General features: G+C 59.5%; 20 protein-coding genes. 8 read left to right on the forward strand and 12 right to left on the reverse strand.

The annotated features are described in order from the left end of the window. Positions 1 to 168: 168 nt before the first annotated feature. The 3 genes from ACVDG9_RS07815 (at position 169) to ACVDG9_RS07825 (ending at position 3,025) form a co-directional block, all read left to right on the forward strand. Positions 169 to 1,194, forward strand: a complete 1,026-nt coding sequence (locus tag ACVDG9_RS07815; RefSeq protein ID WP_031268102.1) for an ABC transporter permease — start codon at positions 169 to 171, stop codon at positions 1,192 to 1,194. Then, positions 1,191 to 2,369: an ABC transporter permease gene (locus ACVDG9_RS07820; protein WP_447237680.1), complete on the forward strand. Its 1,179-nt coding sequence runs from the start codon at positions 1,191 to 1,193 to the stop codon at positions 2,367 to 2,369. The genes ACVDG9_RS07815 and ACVDG9_RS07820 overlap by 4 nt, the downstream gene beginning before the upstream one ends. Positions 2,370 to 2,431: 62 nt before the next feature. Then, positions 2,432 to 3,025, forward strand: coding sequence for a class I SAM-dependent methyltransferase (locus ACVDG9_RS07825; RefSeq protein ID WP_022997805.1), 594 nt, complete (start codon positions 2,432 to 2,434; stop codon positions 3,023 to 3,025). Positions 3,026 to 3,205: 180 nt separating this feature from the next. On the opposite strand, the gene ACVDG9_RS07830 is transcribed toward ACVDG9_RS07825, so the two are convergent. Continuing rightward, positions 3,206 to 3,493 (reverse strand): DUF1330 domain-containing protein, encoded by a 288-nt coding sequence (locus ACVDG9_RS07830; protein ID WP_055658736.1) that lies wholly within the window; start codon positions 3,491 to 3,493, stop codon positions 3,206 to 3,208. Positions 3,494 to 3,594: 101 nt separating this feature from the next. Between ACVDG9_RS07830 and ACVDG9_RS07835 the strand changes: the two genes are divergently transcribed. After that, positions 3,595 to 4,485 (forward strand): LysR family transcriptional regulator, encoded by an 891-nt coding sequence (locus tag ACVDG9_RS07835; protein WP_022997803.1) that lies wholly within the window; start codon positions 3,595 to 3,597, stop codon positions 4,483 to 4,485. 16 nt (positions 4,486 to 4,501) lie between these two features. On the opposite strand, the gene ACVDG9_RS07840 is transcribed toward ACVDG9_RS07835, so the two are convergent. Genes ACVDG9_RS07840 through nthA form a run of 4 tightly spaced genes read right to left on the reverse strand, consistent with a single transcriptional unit; the run spans position 4,502 to position 6,603 of the window. Beyond that, complete coding sequence (locus ACVDG9_RS07840; RefSeq protein ID WP_022997802.1) at positions 4,502 to 4,954, reverse strand: methyltransferase family protein; 453 nt, start codon at positions 4,952 to 4,954, stop codon at positions 4,502 to 4,504. 8 nt (positions 4,955 to 4,962) lie between these two features. Next, the gene (locus ACVDG9_RS07845; RefSeq protein WP_439896009.1) at positions 4,963 to 5,319 is read right to left on the reverse strand and encodes a nitrile hydratase accessory protein; all 357 of its coding nucleotides are present in this window, start codon (positions 5,317 to 5,319) and stop codon (positions 4,963 to 4,965) included. Then, the gene (gene nthB, locus ACVDG9_RS07850) at positions 5,303 to 5,965 is read right to left on the reverse strand and encodes a nitrile hydratase subunit beta (RefSeq protein ID WP_447237681.1); all 663 of its coding nucleotides are present in this window, start codon (positions 5,963 to 5,965) and stop codon (positions 5,303 to 5,305) included. The genes ACVDG9_RS07845 and nthB overlap by 17 nt, the downstream gene beginning before the upstream one ends. Next, complete coding sequence (gene nthA, locus ACVDG9_RS07855) at positions 5,962 to 6,603, reverse strand: nitrile hydratase subunit alpha (protein WP_228869050.1); 642 nt, start codon at positions 6,601 to 6,603, stop codon at positions 5,962 to 5,964. The genes nthB and nthA overlap by 4 nt, the downstream gene beginning before the upstream one ends. 262 nt (positions 6,604 to 6,865) lie before the next feature. On the opposite strand from nthA, the gene ACVDG9_RS07860 reads away from it, so the two are divergent. The 3 genes from ACVDG9_RS07860 to ACVDG9_RS07870 all read left to right on the forward strand — a co-directional run bounded on the left by ACVDG9_RS07860 (position 6,866) and on the right by ACVDG9_RS07870 (position 9,324). After that, positions 6,866 to 7,408 carry a VOC family protein gene (locus ACVDG9_RS07860; RefSeq protein WP_022997798.1) on the forward strand — a complete coding sequence of 181 codons (543 nt, stop codon included), beginning with the start codon at positions 6,866 to 6,868 and terminating at the stop codon, positions 7,406 to 7,408. A 74-nt stretch (positions 7,409 to 7,482) separates the two neighbouring features. Beyond that, positions 7,483 to 9,093 (forward strand): FAD-dependent oxidoreductase, encoded by a 1,611-nt coding sequence (locus tag ACVDG9_RS07865; protein WP_055659540.1) that lies wholly within the window; start codon positions 7,483 to 7,485, stop codon positions 9,091 to 9,093. 3 nt (positions 9,094 to 9,096) lie between these two features. Beyond that, positions 9,097 to 9,324, forward strand: coding sequence for a DUF2783 domain-containing protein (locus tag ACVDG9_RS07870; RefSeq protein WP_447237683.1), 228 nt, complete (start codon positions 9,097 to 9,099; stop codon positions 9,322 to 9,324). Positions 9,325 to 9,569: 245 nt separating this feature from the next. Here the strand turns inward: ACVDG9_RS07870 and ACVDG9_RS07875 are convergent, their stop codons facing one another. Continuing rightward, entirely contained in the window at positions 9,570 to 10,118 is a 549-nt protein-coding gene (locus tag ACVDG9_RS07875) for a GNAT family N-acetyltransferase (protein ID WP_447237684.1), read from the reverse strand. Between the two features lie 292 nt (positions 10,119 to 10,410). Between ACVDG9_RS07875 and ACVDG9_RS07880 the strand changes: the two genes are divergently transcribed. Next, entirely contained in the window at positions 10,411 to 10,929 is a 519-nt protein-coding gene (locus tag ACVDG9_RS07880; RefSeq protein WP_055658752.1) for a peptide-methionine (S)-S-oxide reductase, read from the forward strand. A gap of 33 nt (positions 10,930 to 10,962) precedes the next feature. Here the strand turns inward: ACVDG9_RS07880 and ACVDG9_RS07885 are convergent, their stop codons facing one another. The 6 genes from ACVDG9_RS07885 to ACVDG9_RS07910 form a co-directional block, all read right to left on the reverse strand. After that, positions 10,963 to 11,268 (reverse strand): DUF3088 domain-containing protein, encoded by a 306-nt coding sequence (locus tag ACVDG9_RS07885; RefSeq protein ID WP_447237685.1) that lies wholly within the window; start codon positions 11,266 to 11,268, stop codon positions 10,963 to 10,965. Between the two features lie 238 nt (positions 11,269 to 11,506). Then, positions 11,507 to 12,289, reverse strand: coding sequence for a polysaccharide deacetylase family protein (locus tag ACVDG9_RS07890; protein ID WP_447237686.1), 783 nt, complete (start codon positions 12,287 to 12,289; stop codon positions 11,507 to 11,509). Beyond that, positions 12,286 to 13,440, reverse strand: a complete 1,155-nt coding sequence (locus ACVDG9_RS07895; protein ID WP_447237687.1) for a glycosyltransferase family protein — start codon at positions 13,438 to 13,440, stop codon at positions 12,286 to 12,288. Before ACVDG9_RS07895 ends, ACVDG9_RS07890 begins: the two co-directional genes overlap by 4 nt. Beyond that, positions 13,437 to 14,564 (reverse strand): glycosyltransferase family 4 protein, encoded by a 1,128-nt coding sequence (locus ACVDG9_RS07900; RefSeq protein ID WP_447237688.1) that lies wholly within the window; start codon positions 14,562 to 14,564, stop codon positions 13,437 to 13,439. The genes ACVDG9_RS07895 and ACVDG9_RS07900 overlap by 4 nt, the downstream gene beginning before the upstream one ends. A 19-nt stretch (positions 14,565 to 14,583) precedes the next feature. Continuing rightward, positions 14,584 to 15,804: a glycosyltransferase family 4 protein gene (locus tag ACVDG9_RS07905; RefSeq protein ID WP_447237689.1), complete on the reverse strand. Its 1,221-nt coding sequence runs from the start codon at positions 15,802 to 15,804 to the stop codon at positions 14,584 to 14,586. 41 nt (positions 15,805 to 15,845) lie between these two features. Further along, positions 15,846 to 17,060, reverse strand: a complete 1,215-nt coding sequence (locus ACVDG9_RS07910; protein ID WP_022997787.1) for a glycosyltransferase family protein — start codon at positions 17,058 to 17,060, stop codon at positions 15,846 to 15,848. Between the last annotated feature and the right edge of the window lie 52 nt (positions 17,061 to 17,112).

Below are 17,112 nucleotides of genomic sequence, written 5' to 3' on the forward strand. Positions count from 1 at the left end.
GAACGCTTTAAAGGCGACTGGCTGACTTGATCCGGCCCGTTCCGCCAGACGTTTTTCCGGGGACTGACTCTTGGTTGAAAAACGTCATACTATCGAAACCGAATTTGACTTTAAGTGCAGAAATCAGAGCCTGATTTGCGCAAAGTGCCGGGGCTGAGGGGAGTTTAGGTGCTCTATTACATTGTCCGACGTATTTTGATGATGGGTCCCACCTTGCTGGTGATCAGTCTGCTGACTTTCTTCATCATCGAGTTGCCGTCCGGTGATTACATTTCCAACCAGATTGCTGCCCTGAAGTCCTCCGGTGAAAGTTCCTCGGTTGCCAAGCTCGAGTTCCTGCGAAAGGAATTCTCTCTCGATCGTCCCTTCATGGAGCGCTATCTCATCTGGGTCGGCCTCTGGCCGGGGCCTCACGGTTTCGACGGGTTGATCCAGGGCAACTGGGGCTGGTCGTTCGAATTCGACAAGCCGGTGGAGCAGGTCATAGGACCGACACTTCCCTTGACCGTGGTCCTGAACTTCGCGACGATCCTGTTCGTCTACGTGGTGTCGTTCCCCATCGGTATTTTCTCTGCAACGCGTCAGTATTCCTGGGGGGACTACGGGTTCACTTTCCTGGGCTATATCGGTCTTGCCACCCCCAATTTTCTGCTTGCGCTCATTCTGCTCTATTTCTTCAATCGCTGGTTCGGCCTGTCCGTCGGTGGCCTGATGGATCCTCAGTACATCGATCAGCCCTGGAGCTTCGACAAGGCGATGTCGGTGCTGGCGCATCTGATTGTCCCGACCATCGTGATCGGGACCTCCGGCACGGCGGCCATGATCCGGCGCTTGCGCGCCAACCTGCTTGACGAGCTTCACAAGCAATATGTCACCACGGGCCGGGCGAAGGGGCTGAAGGAAAACCACCTGCTGGTCAAATATCCCCTGCGCATGGCCATCAACCCGTTCATCGCCGACATCGGCAACCTGATCCCGTCGCTTGTTTCTGGCTCGGTGATCGTTTCGGTGGTGATGAGCCTTCCGACAGTCGGTCCGGTTCTTGTGTCCGCGTTACAATCGCAGGATCAGTTCCTGTCAGGGTTCATTCTGCTGTTCGTTGCCATGTTGACGCTGATCGGCATGCTGATCTCCGATCTGCTGCTGGCAGTTCTCGATCCGCGCATTCGTCTTGGCGGGAGGGCCTCGTCATGACCATGGACGTGAAGAACACGCCCACGCGCGAAGTCGAGCATTACGTCGATCCGACGCCGTTCAACCCGGCTGTCACCGAGGAGATGACCGCCGAGCAGGAGCGCTTCTACCAGGCTTCCCAATGGAAGATCATGTGGTGGAAATTCAAGCGCCACAAAATAGCGGTCTGGTCAGGCGTGGTCCTGATCCTGTTCTATCTTTGCGTTCCCTTTGCCGAAGTAATTGCGCCCTATGGCGCCAACAGCCGCGACAGCATGCATCTTTATGCTCCGCCGCAACCGATCCACTTGTTTCACGAAGGCAAGCTCGTCGGCCCGTTCGTCTACGGCATGACCTCGGAAATCGACATGGAAACCCTGCAATGGGTGTTCAAGGACGATCCGACCAATGTCCAGCCGCTCCGCTTCTTCTGCAGCGGCGCAAAATACAAGTTCTGGGGGCTTTGGGACGCGTCCTTCCACCTTGTGTGCCCGGCGGAAGGCGGCACGATGTTCCTGTTCGGAACGGACCGGCTTGGCCGCGATCAGTTCTCGGGCCTGGTCTACGGCGCCCGGTTGTCACTCACTGTCGGTCTGATCGGCGTCGTGATCTCAATTGTTCTAGGGCTCTTCTTCGGTGGAATCGCCGGCTATTTCGGCGGCTGGATCGACAGTCTGATCCAGCGGGCGATCGAGATCCTGCGCTCTCTTCCCGAACTGCCTCTGTGGATGGCACTCTCTGCGGCGCTACCTGTCACCTGGAGCCCCGTCTGGATCTATTTCGGCCTGACGATCATCCTTGGTCTGCTGGATTGGCCCGGGCTAGCGCGTGCCGTCAGGTCGAAGCTGCTGTCCCTGCGTGAAGAGGAATACGCCAAGGCGGCGGTCCTGATGGGGGCCAAGCCGAAGCGCGTGATCACGCGGCATCTGCTGCCGGGCTTCACAAGCCACATCATCGCGTCGGCGACGCTGTCGATCCCGTCCATGATCCTGGGTGAGACTGCGCTGTCCTATCTTAACCTCGGTTTGCGTCGGCCGGCGGTTTCCTGGGGTGTTCTCTTGAACGAAGCGCAGAACATTTCGGTGGTGACCGTCTATCCATGGCTGATGGCTCCGGTGCTGCCGATCATCATTGTCGTCCTGGCGTTCAATTTCCTTGGCGATGGTTTGCGCGACGCGGCAGATCCCTATAAGTGATGCATCTGAAATCTGAAGAACCGGCGGGCCGTTCTGGCCCGTCTTGCTGTTAGGAAGTCACAATGTCGAAGAATGCCACCACCGCCGCTGGCTGGGACGAGGAATATGAAGCCGGTCGCTGGGCCTTCCTGCGCTCGCTGCCTGAAAGCGGCCGATATGGCATTATCGGCATGTGGCTTAGCCTGACCGGCTCCATGGATGACGTTCTCGATATCGGCTGCGGCGAAGGCCTGCTCTACGAGCGTTTGCAGCCCATGGGCGTCAAGCGCTATGTCGGCATGGATCTTTCCCCGGCTTCCCTGCAGATCGCCAATGTCGACCCGGCCATCGCCAGCCTGCGGGCAGGCGACATGCACACTTTCGAAGCGCAGGAAGGTGAAACGTTCTCCGCCATTGTCTTCAACGAGGTTCTTCACTTCGCGGATGACCCGGCTGCCGTTGTAGCCCGCTACGTCCCGTTCCTGAAGGAAAACGGTGTTATCGCGCTGTCGATGTATTCACCGAAAAAGCCGGAGTCAGGTGCAAACAAGCTGATCAACAAGCTCTGGGAAGCAACCGACGATACCAGCAAGTGGGAAGTGCTCGATGACTATCGTCTCGTCTCCGACAAGAAAGGCGTCACCTGGCGCATGCGCCTGGTGAAGCCGGTACGGTAAGCGCCGGAGAGCCCGAAAAACTGCATTGAATATGGCGAACACAGTCCTGCTTCCTCGGTCTGAGGAAGCAGGACTGTTTTGATTCCAGGGGGGGGCGGCGTGCTCAGGCAGCGGCTCCCCCGTTCCTGGAGTGCGCCTGATGATCCTCCTCGGGAGGACGATTTGCCAAGTGACAGGTGATCAACCCGGAAGCACGACAATCGTCGATTTGCCGCCCTTGTTCCGAAGGGCGTGCACATCGGCAAGGTCCGGGTCGCGATGCCAGGCCTTGGCGGCATCGGGCGTGGGGAAGGACAGCAGGGCAACCATGTTCGGGGCATCGATAGCCGCTTCCAGGACCAGCGGTTCGGGATCCGCTGCAATGACGCTGCCGCCATGGCGGGCGAGAGCGTCTGCAGCTTTTTCACGATAGGCGCCGAGCGCTTCGCGATCCGTCACCGTGATCATGGCAATCGCTTGAATGGACATCTCTTAGTCTCCTTTGCTTGAGATGCCAGAATCGTATCGCAGAGGCGGCTTGCGAAAAATTCTTCAAATTCGTAACCGAACTGTGCAAAAATGCACGTGCCATGTATAGCTGGGATGATCTGAAATTCGTGCTCGCCATTGCCAATGCCGGCAGCCTGACCAAGGCCGCCCGCAGCCTTGGTGTAACGCATTCAACTGTGTCGCGGCGGCTGTCGGCGCTGGAAGAGGAAATCGGCGCACGTCTGTTCGATCGTCTTCCGGAAGGGTTCACGCCGACCACCGCAGGCGAAGAGGCGGTTGAAGCCGCCCGCCGGATGGAATTGGAAGTGCTTGCGTTGGACATGCGCATTGCCGCCAAGGATGCCGAACTCGAAGGCCCGCTGCGTGTCACGGCAGCACAGCTAATTTTCCAGGTGCAACTGGCCGAGATTGTCGCGCGCTTCAAGGAGCGGCACCCGGGCATCGACGTTACCATGAATGCGGCCAACGAAATTCTGAGCCTGCACCGGCGCGAGGCCGATATCGCGGTGCGTGTCACCGACAAGCCCGATGAAAGCCTGTTTGGCCGTCTTGCCACAGGCCAGAACCGCTGTTTCTACGTGTCGCGAGACTTTGCCCGCCGATACCGGGACGCGGCGCTCGAAACGGTCACATCGCAGGCAGTGCCTTTCATCGCCTTCAAATGGTGGGGCAACAAGGTGCCGAAGGAAATGCGCGATCGGTACCCCAATGGCGAGGTGGCAACGGTCACCGACGACATGATCACGATGCATGCAGCCGTAAGGGCCGGCATGGGCATCGGCCGTTTGCCCTGCTTTCTGGGGGATCCTGATCCCGACTTGATCCGTCTGCCGGGCGTCGAGCCGAGCCGTTACTTCGATATCTGGATCCTGACCCATCCGGACCTGAAGAACGTCGCCAGGGTCCGAACCTTTCTTCGCTTTGCGGCCGACGCCTTCAAGGAAAAGAGCAGTCTCTACCTCGGGAATTGAGTGACGTTGCCAGCTGTCAGAGCCAGCGGCGAACGCGCGCGCAATAGTCGAGATACTCCTGACCGAACAGGCGCTTCAGATGCTCTTCTTCAGGCCTGATCTGGAATTCGGTCAGGTACCAGACAAAAGCCGGAACGACGGCGAAAACCGTCGCTGTGCCGAGGTAGATGCCGAATGCCAGCAGCAGTAGAACGTCGGCGACATACATCGGGTTGCGCGACACCCTGTAGAAACCTCGGGTCACCAGAGTTCTGGCTTTATCCGGCGTTATGGGGTTGAAGGTCGTTCCCGCCATGACAAAGCGAAAAAGCGCGTGTCCGCCAATTGCCAGTCCAGCGATGAGGAACACCGCGGCGATCGAAGTCTGACCTGAAAAGGTGAGGTTCAGCGCCGGGAACAGCCTGGCGCCTGCATACAGCAGAAGCAGTCCGATACCGACGACGACCGGAGGCGGAAGCAACAGGCGCATGGTCTCCCTCAGGACCTCTGAAGAGCGATTGGTGCGCCGTGCGGCGTGGCCCTGGCCGCGTCGTCCCAGGCCTTGCGCAGGTCTGCAAGTTGTCCGGCTGCGGCAATGTTCTTGGCTGTGAGCAGACCTTCGAAGGCCGCCAGCCAACGGTCGTAATAGCCTTCGGTCTCGCCGCTTCCGTCGCCATCCTTGGCAAGCTCGGCGCCCAGAGCTTCAGCCCATTCGCCCCAGGTAAACACTCCGGCTTCATGGGCTTTCACCGTCATGGCGAAAACCCTGGCTTCCCAGGGAGCACCGAACACCGGCCCGCCGTCTTCATCCAGCGGCAGGCGCGGCGTTTCGAGAAACTTATCGGGCAAGGTCAAGATAAGGCTCCCAGAGATCGATACGCAGGGAAAGCTTGGGATCGCTGCCAGGACCCCAGATGTCGGTCCCCTTGAAGAGGACACCATAAAGCCAGGTCGGCTGTTCGCCTTCGCCGTGCGCGTTGGTATCCGGAAACACATGAACGCCGTGAATGGCCTCGATCGTGCCAACAGCATCGCGGGCATAGCGGGGAAGGCGAGTGTGGTGTTCTGGGTTCATGCGCCGCGTATGGACCTTGTCACCGACACGAAAACGGGCGGGCTGATGTTCCTCTCGGTCGACCGGTGCACCCTTGGCCAGAACTCCGGCAACAGCGTCAGCCGAGAGCACGCGCTTGACCGGCTTCGCGGCTTCAAGTTTCCGGCCTTGTTTCAGTTCCTCTTCCGTAACGAGGCCATTGGCCAGCACAAGTTTTTCAAGGCCCCTGGTCCAGATCTCGTAATAGCTGGAGGTCAGGTAGGTAACTTGCGGCAAGGATTCTCGGGCAAAGCGCGAGGCATCAAGCGTCCAGGAGCCGGTTGCGCCCATGGCCAGCGTTACCGCAAACGCGCGTTCTTCCCATTTGGCATGGAAGTTGGGTTCGTTTTCTTCCAGTTCGATGGGGCCAAAGCCCATCTGTCCACCAAGATCCTGGGCGCCGTTCATGCCGCATCCTCCAGTTCGGAAGGATCGAGCGCCAGGCCGGTACCGATCATGCTGTTGCGGGTGACGAGATCCGCCAGACGTTCCTCGCTCCATCCGTCTGTTCCCGCAGGGCGTTTGGGGATCACCAGATAGCGGATTTCAGCCGTCGAATCCCAGACGCGGACTTCGGTATCATCCGGCAGCATTACGCCAAATTCATCCAGAACACCTCGCGGGTCGCGCACGGCGCGGGACCGATAGGGAGCGGACTTGTACCAGACAGGCGGCAAGCCCAGCACTGTCCAGGGATAACAGGAGCACAGTGTACAAACGACCATGTTGTGGGTCTGGTCGGTATTCTCGACCGCCACCATGTGTTCACCCTGACGGCCCGTGAAACCGAACTCGGCAATCGCTGAGGTCGCGTCTTTCAGGAGCCGGTCTCGGTAGTCTGCATCCGCCCAGGCCCGCGCAACAACGCGGGCGCCGTTCTTGGGGCCGATCTTGGTTTCGTAAGTCTCGATCAACTCGTCCAGGGCAGGGGGATCGATATATCCCTTTTCCGTCAGCAGCGTTTCCAAAGCGCGTACACGCAGCTCTATCTCGCTCAATTCGGAATGGTCGTGATCGTGGGAATGATCGTGCTCGTGAGCGGACATGGAAAGCTCCTCGCTGGCAGGTACCTCATATGAGAACGCAGGTCATGGCCTGTCAATTCCAACACGAGGTTGATCGCCTGATTTTGAGGAGGGTTTGTCATCCCGGATCGGTGTTCGACTTGGTCGCATTTGTCCGGGGTGACGGTGTTGCGTGGATTGGCCTTCAGATTAGTTACGAATGTAACCAATTTGACTTAGATCAAGGCGGGTAGGCTGTGGAGCTATATGGTTACATATGTAACTAATTTGGAGGAGCGGTCCCATGAAGATCGAGCAGATGCATCACGTCGCCTATCGTTGCAAGGACGCCAAGGAAACCGTGGAATGGTACGGCAAGATGCTGAACATGGATTTTGTTCTGGCGATCGCCGAAGATCATGTGCCCTCCACCCACGATCCCGATCCCTACATGCACGTCTTCCTGGATGCCGGAAACGGCAACGTCCTGGCGTTCTTCGAACTGCCGACCAAACCCGAGATGGGGTTTGACCCGAATACGCCGCGCTGGGTGCAGCATATCGCCTTCAAGGTGAAGGATCGGGACGAGCTGATTGCGTTCAAGGACCACCTGGAAAAGAACGGTGTCGAGGTTCTAGGCGTGACCGACCACTCAATCTTCCACTCCATCTATTTCTTCGACCCCAACGGTCACCGTGTCGAACTGGCTTGCCCGGATCCCGAAGAAGACCAGCTTCTGGCTCGTCTGGACGAGGTCAAGTGGCAGATGCTGGAAGAATGGTCGAAGACCAAAAGGGCCCCGAAACACGCTGAATGGCTGCACGCCAAAGAGCTGGCCGATGTGTGAGCAAGACACATGCCGCCAGTGCGGCAAATGCCGTTCGATTGATGCCGCCTTGGCGGATCTGGGAGGAGAGCCCGATGTTTCAGACCTATCAATATCCGCAATACAGTTATCGTCAGTCGGAGGAGCAGCAGACAGGTACGGTCAAGCGCCACAAGGTGGTGGTGATCGGGGCTGGGCCGATCGGACTGACGGCTGCGCTTGATTTCGCCCAGCGGGGCATCCCCACCGTCGTTCTGGACGACAACAACACCGTTTCCATTGGCTCGCGCGCGGTCTGTTACGCCAAGCGACCGCTGGAGATCTGGGACAGGCTCGGCTGCGCCACACGCATGATCGACAAGGGTATCGAATGGAAGATCGGCAAGGTCTTCTTCCGCGACGACCTTGCCTACACATTCGACCTTCTGCCGGAAGACGGCCACAAGATCCCGGCCTTCATCAACCTCCAGCAATATTATCTGGAGGAATACATGGTCGACGAGGCTCAGAAATCGAACCTCATAGACCTGCGTTGGAAGCACAAGCTCCTGAACCTGCAGCAGGGGGACGATCATGTCGTGCTGACCGTCGAAACGCCTGACGGCGTTTTCAAGATGGAAGCAGACTGGGTGGTTGCCTGCGATGGCGCCAACTCCGACACACGCAAGATGGTCGGGGCAGGCTTTTCCGGCCAGTTCTTCCAGGATCGGTTCCTGATCGCCGACATCATCATGAAAGCCGATTTTCCGACCGAACGCTGGTTCTGGTTCGACCCGCCGTTCCACCGGGGGCAGTCTGCTCTTCTGCACAAGCAGTGCGACGATGTCTGGCGGCTGGATTTTCAGCTTGGCTGGGAGGCCGATCCGGAAGAAGAGAAAAAGCCGGAAAACATCATTCCCCGCGTCAAGGCGATGCTGGGAGAGGACAAGGAGTTCGAGCTGGAATGGGCCTCCGTCTACCAGTTCGCCTGCCGGCGGATCGATAACTTCCGTTATGGCCGGGTACTGTTCGCGGGCGATGCTGCCCATCAGGTTTCACCCTTCGGCGCACGCGGCGCCAACACCGGCGTGCAGGACATCGACAATCTGGGCTGGAAGCTGAAACTGGTGCTGGACGGAGACGCCCCGGAAAGTCTCATCGACAGCTACCACACGGAGCGAGCCTTCGCGGCGGACGACAACCTGCTGAACTCGACCAGGTCCACCGATTTCATCACACCGAAAAACGAGGCCTCTCGCAGGTTCCGGGACGCGGTTCTGGATCTTTCCGAGGTGACCGACTTTGCCAAGCCGCTGGTCAACTCCGGACGTCTGTCGGCGCCCACACCCTATGTCGAAAGCACGCTCAACACGGCCGACGAATCCAGTTTCGCAGGCAAGATGTCCCCGGGCACGTGCTGTGCGGACGCACCTGTGAACGTGAACGGCGAGGCGGCCTGGTTCCTCAACCAGATCGGCGACGGGTTTACCTTGCTTGTCTTTGGCGATGAAGCCGCAACAGATGTGTCAGCCGGCAACGTCAAGGCCCGGGTCCTGCGTGTGGGCAAGGACCTGCAGGACAAGGACGGAACACTTGCAGCCCGTTACGACGCGGCTCCCGGAACGGTCTACCTGATCCGCCCGGACCAGCATGTTGCCGCTCGCTGGCGCTATTTCAACGACAACAAGGTGGAAGCCGCCTTGAAAACCGCGATGGGAGGCGCATGAACCATGGCCTTAAATCTGAAGCTGAACCTGACACGAAACCTTCCCGATCCGGACGGCTTTTATGAGTATCTGGTCTCCAGTCAGCGCCATATGAGTGACGAGGAAGCAAACTGCATGAATGCGCGGCTGATCCTCATCCTCGCCAACCAGATCGGCGATCCGGATGTCCTCAAAGCCGCCATCGACTTTGCGGCCAATCCGAAGGTGGCGGAGAAAAGGGAAGCGGCCTGAGCAGAAGGGGCTGGAGCACGTGTGGTTTGCATTGCCGTGGCTGTTGTCCGGATGGCTTCAAAACCCTTGATTTTCTGCAATGTCGGGCATGAGGAACCTGTCATCCCAGCGAAGGCCGGGATCCAGTAATCTGCTGACCCCGCCGTGGTTTTCGGCCGGGTCTCACGGATACCGGGTCCCGGTCTTGCCGCTTGTGCGGCAAACCGGGACGACAAGGAAAGAGATCAGGAGCAGGCGCCTTTCACTCACACCCTGAGCCGCGCCATCGCATAGGCGTCGACAAACGACCCGGAGCGGAAGGCAAAGTCCTTGTGGGTGCCTTCTATTTCGAAGCCAAGTGTCTGATAGAGCCTGACAGCGGCTTCATTGTCGGTGAAGACGGTCAGTTCCAGGCGGCGGATGTTCATCCAGTTGTCCGCTATTTCGATCAGCTCTGTCAGCATCGCCCGGCCGATCCCGCGTCCGGTGTAATCGTCGTGTACGCCCATGCCCAGACTGGCCGCATGTCCGCGCCGTCCGGCGGAACGGGCAAAACCGGCGGCGGCGACCAGCGTCCCGCCCAAAATGCCGACAAGGGACACCTTGTCCGGTGAGGACTGGTTCACACGGGCCTCGACGTCCTTGCGCCTGGGATAGGGCAGGCGCAAGGTACCTGCCCGGAACTTCGGCAGACCTTGCAAGACGGTCAAACCGTTCACGTCGTCCGGTGTTTCGGCGCGTATAATCAGGCCTTCAGGCCAGCTACCTGGCCTGGAGACCGGTGCAAATTCCGCGGGGATGTCTGAAATGCTCATTTTGCTCTCATTCGTTGGATCGAGAGAGCAGGCATCTGACAAACCCTGCTCTTCGAAGCAGGGTTGCGATGCGATCCGGCTAGATGTCTTCAGCCAACAGTGATCCCCTCGCGTCCCCTGCGGGAACGACGATATGCACCACGGTTAGATGAAGGGTCGCGCGATTGATCATGCCTCACAATCTTATGTTGTGCGCTGCCTGTCAATTGACGGCATAAGATCTCGTCTGGGGGAATCTCCGCCAAGCCGTTTTGCAAACGAAATGCCTGACGTCACACTGGGAGCATCGATCATGACATTGGAGGCCGGGGTGAAAATCGGGCTGGGCGGCGGGTGCCATTGGTGCACGGAGGCCGTCTTTCAGGCAATTGCTGGCATTTCGAAGGTGGAACAGGGCTTCATCCGCTCCGATCCGCCAGAAAATGCCTGGTCAGAAGCGGTGGTGGTGACCTTCGATCCGGTCGCGCTGCCGCTGGAGGTCCTGCTCGAGATCCATCTGCGCACCCACTCCAGCACCTCCCACCACAAGATGCGCGGCAAGTATCGCAGCGCCGTCTACGTTTATGACGCCGGGACTGGTGTGAAGGTCGGAAGGCTGATGCGCGCCTTGCAGCAGCGCTTTGACGAACCGCTAGTGACGCGGGTAATGACGCTTGCCGAGTTCAAGGCCTCGGACGAACAGTTCCGGAACTACTATGCCAAGGGGCCGGAACGCCCGTTCTGCAAGACCTATATCGACCCGAAGCTCGCCCTCCTGCGCAAACAATTTGCTGCTGCTCTGAAGCCGGAACGACTGGAAGCCGCGGAATAGACGAAGACTGTAAACAGGTCTGATTTTTGTCTGTCAGGGATGAGGATGCGGAAAGCCGTGGCGCTCGGTGAGGGCGGCGAGGATCTCGTCCTTGTCATTGATGAAGCCGCCTTCGCAGAGCACCAGCACAGGCAGGGACTGATTGTCTTCCCCCAGAAGTTCGGCCACTTCCCTGCGCGGTTTCGGCCAGGCAATGCGGCGAACGTCAAGCCGGTCCGCAAGCTCCGGAAACGAGGCGAGCACGCCTTCCATGAGCGCGCAATGCCAGCAATAGAAGGCCTTGCCGGGATAGGCGGGGTCTTCGAAGCCCGGCGCGAGAATATAGAGCGTGTCTTTCATGCCTTGGGCCTTTGCGTCGACTCACCGGATTTGGATCTGGCGCAGCTATGCGGCAGACCAGCCCAAGCTGCAAGCTCCTGATCCATTCTGGTAAGGAAGACCATCTGGCAGGAGTAGATCACCCCTAAAAGGCCACCCCGGGCGACCGCAGGGAGTAGGCTCCGGATCTGTGCGGTGCTTGGCCGGGGAGACGCATAGTTTGTGCTCGTCTGGCGCCTCTTGCCTCAGACAGATGCTCTCACCCGAACGGCCAGGATCCGTTCTCGCCAAAGAGGCTTTTCACGTCCGGCCATTCAGCGCCCTCATGATGAGCGGCGATCTCCAGAAAGATCTCCAGAAATTCGAAGCAGCCGTCGTCATGCACCAGATGGTGCGTCAGGAGGCCGACCGGCTCGGTGCCGGTGTTACGTCTTCGGGTAAGCTGCAGGTCGAAACGCAGGCGCGCGCTTTCCCAGCCGATGAAGCGCACCTGCTTTTTCCATTTCAGGATGTCGATGTGCGATTGGAGCTGATGCGCCCGCGGAAAGTTGTGCCAGGTGAAGGTAGAAAGACCCGACAGGCCGATGCCGGGAAGGCGGCGGGAGATTTCAGGATCGATCCGGTTCCAGGGCGGCACCATGGCCTTCACGAACTTGTCGCCAAAGAGTTCCCACAGGCGGTCATGACCTGCCTTGAGCTCGGCCATCAGGTCGTCCGGATCCCGCCGGGAACCAAGCTCGGCTGCTTTTTCGCCGAGGTCCTTCCGCTGGAAATTCTTGTGCTGCCAGCCGTGTTGCAGAACCAGCGCATGTGGTTCATCGGCGAACCGTTCTGCAAGGGCTTTCGTCGCCATCTTGGGGATGACCGCGAAAGCCAGATCGACCGTGTGGGTGTTGGCAAGCGACAACATGCGTTCAAGAGCTGGTGTCGGTTCGATAGCGTCGTCATCGCGCCACCAGAAGCGGACCTTGCGGCCGCGTTCGGCAAACCAGTCGAGATGATCGGTAAGCTCCTGCCGGAAGCGCTGCGGGTCAGTGGTCATGACATCCGGTCTTTCAGGTCTTGAAGCAGGACACGGGCACTTTCCTCCGCACCACCCAGGCGGACGGTGTGCTTGCTGCGCGGAAGAGCCAGCGCATCGTCAATGGCAGCGGCAAGCCGCTCTGGTGTGAGGTCTGCTTCCGGCGTAACGATCGCCCGTCCATGGCCGGCAAGCGCTTCCGCGCGTTGCGTCTGCTCGGTCTCGTTGATCTGGGCAAAGGGCACGAAGACAGCCGGAACACCAGCCTGAAGAATGTCGAGCACGGTGTTGTAGCCTGCCTGGCTGACGGAAAGGCGCGCCCGTTTCAAAAGGTCCGGAAAGTCGCGGCGGGCGCGCTCGACAATGACGCGATCCACCGCGCTTTGCCGGTAAATGGCAAAGGCGTCGTCGGAAATGTCGTGACCGATCAGCACTCGCCACGGCGTGTCTTCCGCGCGGCGCGACAGTGGTCTGGCTTCCAGTGCCGCCGACAGCAGGCTTTCGGCAACGGCGCCGCCACCGCAGGAAATGATCACCTCGTCCTCGCCATCCGGTCCTTCCACAGCAGGCCGTGGATCGCCGCCGACATAACCGGTGTACCGAACCAGGTGGTCGACCTCCTCGGCAAAGGGGAAACTGTCTGCAAGGCGGATGAAGTCCGGATCGGAATGGATCAGGATCCGGTCGTAGAATTTCAGCGCCTGGTCCGCCATCCAGCGTTCTTTCCAGAGCTGCTTCTTGCGCACCAGAATGTCGCGAATGGATGTGGCAATCAGCGGGACCTTGCTGCTCGCCTTGGCGGTTTCCAGAAGAGGGGCCAGTTCGAAGTCAAGCTGGCGACGGCCGAAGGGGTAGGTCTCGGTCAGGAGCAGGTCGAAGTCGTCGGCCTCAAGAACTTGAATCGATGCTTTAACTCGGGCGATTTTCCAAGCATCGTCAATATCTTCATTGTCCAAAGTCACAAGACGCTTGAAGGTCGCGTCCGGACTTCTGCAGGCTGGCAGTTCGACGATCTTCAGTGATCCGGTGTCGAGTGTCGGCGGTATTGTGTTGCCGCTGGCAAGTGTCACCTCAACGCCTTTGGCTGCCAGTGCCTTGCCGATGGCAGCGGCCCGCACGACATGGCCTGTCCCGAGCAGATGCTGAACATGTATGAGGGCCTTGAAGCTCATGCGTCTTTCGTCTCCCGGCGGCTCAAGTGGTTCCGCATGGCCTTTTCGGCAAGTGCTTCCAGCCGGGCAGCGCCTGCCGAAAGCGTGTGGAAATGAAGAATGTGGTGGCGGGCTGCCAGGCCAAGCCTGTCCACAAGCGCCGGTTCCCGCATGGCTCGGCTGAGGTTGGCGGCAAGTGCGGATACATCGCCCTCGGGGGACAGCATTCCGGTTTCGCCATCACGGACAATGTCGGGAACACCGAATGTGTCACCGGCAATCACGCCGACGCCTGCTGCCTGCGCTTCCAGAAACACGAGACCAAATGCTTCCCGGATTGCGGGCCAGACGAAGAGGTCGTGCCGCGCGTATTGGGCTGGCAGGTCGTCACCGGCAAGGGCGCCGAGCCAGGTGATCCGTTCGGGTGGAAACAGGGCAAGGACCTGCTCGCGCATCGGGCCGTCGCCGATGAGCGTCAGATGCCAGGGCAGGTCCCGAAGTTCGCCCAGTGCCGCGGCAAGCACTTCGTAAGAGCGCTGCTTGTCGCCTTCGCGCATCATGCCCACGGAGAGCAGTTTCAAAGGACTTGCCGCAAGCGGCTTGGCATTGGTCGATGCGGCGAGAAAGGGATCGGCATCCAGAAACGGCAGGAGGACCGACAGGCAACGATGCGGCACGACCGCCGCAAGGCATTCGGCATCAGCGTTGTGGATGGCGGCAACGGCATCGGCGCGCTTCAAGGCTTCATCCGCGGCGGCAAACCCAAAGGCCCAGTCGCCCTGCTGCCGTTTCGGCGCACGGCTGGCTTCAACGATCGCATAGGGAAGGTCGAACCGGTCGGCAAGCACCGGGCCGATCCAGTCCGGCGCCTTGTGATAGAGATGATAGGTCAGGAACAGATCCGGCCGATAGCCTGATTGTTGCCAGTCGGCGCTTATCCGGTCTGCCTCTGCCAGCGCCTCATTCCGTACCTCTGACTGAATGTCGTCGCTGCCATCCTTGCGCCAGGACCTGAAACGGCTGGCAATCGTCACTTCGTGCCCCAGACTTTCCAGAGCCTTCACGATCAACCGTCCCATGGTCCGGTCGCCGGACGGGACCGGATGATCCAGGGGTTTCATCGGGGCAGTGAAGGCAATTTTCATGGTTTTCCTGGCGTTCTGCCTAAAGGACTTTGCGGAACTTGTCTGCAAGGCGGTCGAGGCCGGGGTCTGTCGAGAACGTTGTTCTAACCCTCTTGGCCGCGGCAAGGCCGAGATCGTGACGGGTCTCGGGGGCGGTAATAAGGCGCTGCATGGCCTCGGCCAGTTCCTTTGGTGCGCCAGGGGTAACAAGCACACCGGTTTCACCGTCGAGGATCAGTTCGGGTATCGCCGAAACCTTGGTGGACAGGCAGCAGATGCCCATGGACTGGGCTTCCATCAGGACATTGGGCAGGCCGTCGCGGTCACCGGATTTCGCGAGCTTCGATGGCAGGACGAAGAGATCCGTTTCGCGGCAGGTGGCGATCACCTCCTCGCGCGGCTGTGCCCCCCGCCAGGTGATCCTGTCCGACAGTCCAAGCGCATCCGCCTGTGCCTTCAGGTGCTCGGAAAGGTCTCCGCCGCCGATATGGGTGAAGTGCCAGTTGAGAGCCGCAGGCAGCTTTGCAAGAGCATCCAGAAGGTCGTCATAGCCTTTCTTTTCTACGGCACGGCCAACGGAAACCAGACGCACGGGCTCACCGCTGCCATCACGCGTCGTGGCTTTGGTCTTGGGCTCCGGAAAGCCGGAAAAGTCGAGGCCGTGATAAAGCAGCTCGATCTTGTCCGGATCCTCGGCAAGGCCTTTCAGGTGTTCGGCATTGACCGCGGTACAGGTCACGCCCCAGGCCGCATCGTTGATCTTGGTTTTCAGATCCCAGTCGGGGCTGGTCCAGATGTCCTTGGCGTGTGCAGAGAAAGACCATTTGCGGCCGGATAGATGCGCCGCATAACGCGAGGCGGAGCAGGGGGTGTGCAGATAGTGGGTGTAGATCCAGGTCACGTCTTCCGGCAGTTCATGGGCGAAGACGCAACCCTGGGCCCACCGGCGTCGCCGGTCGGCGTTGGGTTGATGCGCGAAATCGGCATCGAACAGAGCCTTGGCAGCCTCGAAGGTCGGCTGTTTCTCCGCCCAGCGTTTGGCGCGGGCAACCCGGGCCGGGTCGTCTTTCACGTATTCCGGCAGATACATGACTTCTGCTGAAATCTGCCGGTGCAGATCGTGAATGTACGGGTCGTACGGCTTGCGCAGGGCGACGATCAGGATCTCGATACCTCGCCGCTCCAGACCAAGCATTTCCTGGGCGATAAAGGTTTCGGACAGGCGAGGATAGCCTTTGACCACAACGGCGATACGGGACATCGGTCAGCCCTTGAAAGAATGCGATTTGCGGGTGGCGATGGTCAGAAGTTGACCAGCTTCCGGCTGGCTGCCTGCTGTTCGTCGAAGATTTCTCCAACGCGGTTGGAGATGATATCCAGACCGCCAAGCAGATTGTCGACGCCGGCTGCCGAAGGCGAAGCCATGCCCGGAAGTTCGGACAAGGCCGCAGCCATCAGGTCGGGATCCGGATACTGGTCGATCGGCAACACCTTCAAGAGGCCGCTTTGTTCGGCCCGCTCAGCCCGGATTGCCTGTTCCCGGCGCGGAATGACACGCGGTACCATCAGGGTTGGCTTGTCGAAGGACAGGATCTCGCAGAACGTATTGTAACCCCCCATGCCGACAATGGCTGTAGCATTGGCAAGATAGGGTTCGATCTGCGGTGTGAAGCGGATGATCTCGACGTCGCGCAGGTGTTCGGCGCGCTCGCTGAACTGGGTTGCGGCGGCCGCCGGCATGAAGGGGCCAAGCACGATCAGGGCCGGGAAAAGCGGACGCTGCCGGGCTTCGTAGGCGCGCATCACCCAGTCGACCATTTCAACGCCATCACCGCCGCCGCCTGGCGTCACCAGGATATAGGGTTCTTCGTCAAACGGCGCGGGTGCGGGATTTTCGAGCGCCGATTTCGGCAGCTCACGGCGCAGGTAACCGGTATAGCGCAGCTTGTCGCGCACCGATTGCGGCAGGTCGATGCCTTCCAGCGGATCACAGATATCTTCCGGTCCGTAGATCCAGATTTCATCGTAAAGGTCGCGCAGGGCCGGATAGACGTTCTTGCGGTCCCACTCTTCCTTCAGCACCTTCGGGTCGTCCATGACATCGCGCAGGCCAAGTACGAGCTGGGTGTCGGTATCCTTCAGGGCTTCCAGCGTCCGCAGCACTTCCCCGCGCAGGCCAAGCGGTTCCTTGTCGACGATGAAGATGTCCGGATCGAACACCTTGGCAGTGTGTTCGATGATCGATGACCTGATCGCAAGCGTCTGGTCGATGTTGATATGCAGCGACAACGGCGTGTACTCGCCGTTGCGCAGCTTGATCACGCCGGGAATGCGAACGAAATCGACACGGGAGCGAAACTCGAAACTGCCGATGATCGGGGAGCCGGACAGGATCAGGACAGACAGCGTATCGAAGTCCCCGACCAGGGATTGCGCAATGGCCCGGCAGCGTCTGAGATGGCCCAACCCGAAGGAATCGTGGCTGTAAATGAGGATCTTCGGCGTCTTGGAACTCATACTGCCCCTAAATTTGTAAAACTGCCCCGAAAGGCTTATGTCTCAATTGATT

The sequence above is a fragment of the Roseibium sp. RP-7 genome (assembly GCF_053005225.1).

Excerpts from the sequence above, each read along its gene's own strand:
- ACVDG9_RS07820 (WP_447237680.1), top strand. The coding sequence starts at position 1,191 with ATGACCATGGACGTGAAGAACACGCCCACGCGCGAAGTCGAGCATTAC.
- ACVDG9_RS07825 (WP_022997805.1), top strand. The coding sequence starts at position 2,432 with ATGTCGAAGAATGCCACCACCGCCGCTGGCTGGGACGAGGAATATGAA.
- ACVDG9_RS07830 (WP_055658736.1), bottom strand. The coding sequence starts at position 3,493 with ATGTCCATTCAAGCGATTGCCATGATCACGGTGACGGATCGCGAAGCG.
- ACVDG9_RS07835 (WP_022997803.1), top strand. The coding sequence starts at position 3,595 with ATGTATAGCTGGGATGATCTGAAATTCGTGCTCGCCATTGCCAATGCC.
- ACVDG9_RS07840 (WP_022997802.1), bottom strand. The coding sequence starts at position 4,954 with ATGCGCCTGTTGCTTCCGCCTCCGGTCGTCGTCGGTATCGGACTGCTT.
- nthB (WP_447237681.1), bottom strand. The coding sequence starts at position 5,965 with ATGAACGGCGCCCAGGATCTTGGTGGACAGATGGGCTTTGGCCCCATC.
- nthA (WP_228869050.1), bottom strand. The coding sequence starts at position 6,603 with ATGTCCGCTCACGAGCACGATCATTCCCACGATCACGACCATTCCGAA.
- ACVDG9_RS07860 (WP_022997798.1), top strand. The coding sequence starts at position 6,866 with ATGAAGATCGAGCAGATGCATCACGTCGCCTATCGTTGCAAGGACGCC.
- ACVDG9_RS07865 (WP_055659540.1), top strand. The coding sequence starts at position 7,483 with ATGTTTCAGACCTATCAATATCCGCAATACAGTTATCGTCAGTCGGAG.
- ACVDG9_RS07870 (WP_447237683.1), top strand. The coding sequence starts at position 9,097 with ATGGCCTTAAATCTGAAGCTGAACCTGACACGAAACCTTCCCGATCCG.
- ACVDG9_RS07875 (WP_447237684.1), bottom strand. The coding sequence starts at position 10,118 with ATGAGCATTTCAGACATCCCCGCGGAATTTGCACCGGTCTCCAGGCCA.
- ACVDG9_RS07880 (WP_055658752.1), top strand. The coding sequence starts at position 10,411 with ATGACATTGGAGGCCGGGGTGAAAATCGGGCTGGGCGGCGGGTGCCAT.
- ACVDG9_RS07885 (WP_447237685.1), bottom strand. The coding sequence starts at position 11,268 with ATGAAAGACACGCTCTATATTCTCGCGCCGGGCTTCGAAGACCCCGCC.
- ACVDG9_RS07890 (WP_447237686.1), bottom strand. The coding sequence starts at position 12,289 with ATGACCACTGACCCGCAGCGCTTCCGGCAGGAGCTTACCGATCATCTC.
- ACVDG9_RS07895 (WP_447237687.1), bottom strand. The coding sequence starts at position 13,440 with ATGAGCTTCAAGGCCCTCATACATGTTCAGCATCTGCTCGGGACAGGC.
- ACVDG9_RS07900 (WP_447237688.1), bottom strand. The coding sequence starts at position 14,564 with ATGAAAATTGCCTTCACTGCCCCGATGAAACCCCTGGATCATCCGGTC.
- ACVDG9_RS07905 (WP_447237689.1), bottom strand. The coding sequence starts at position 15,804 with ATGTCCCGTATCGCCGTTGTGGTCAAAGGCTATCCTCGCCTGTCCGAA.
- ACVDG9_RS07910 (WP_022997787.1), bottom strand. The coding sequence starts at position 17,060 with ATGAGTTCCAAGACGCCGAAGATCCTCATTTACAGCCACGATTCCTTC.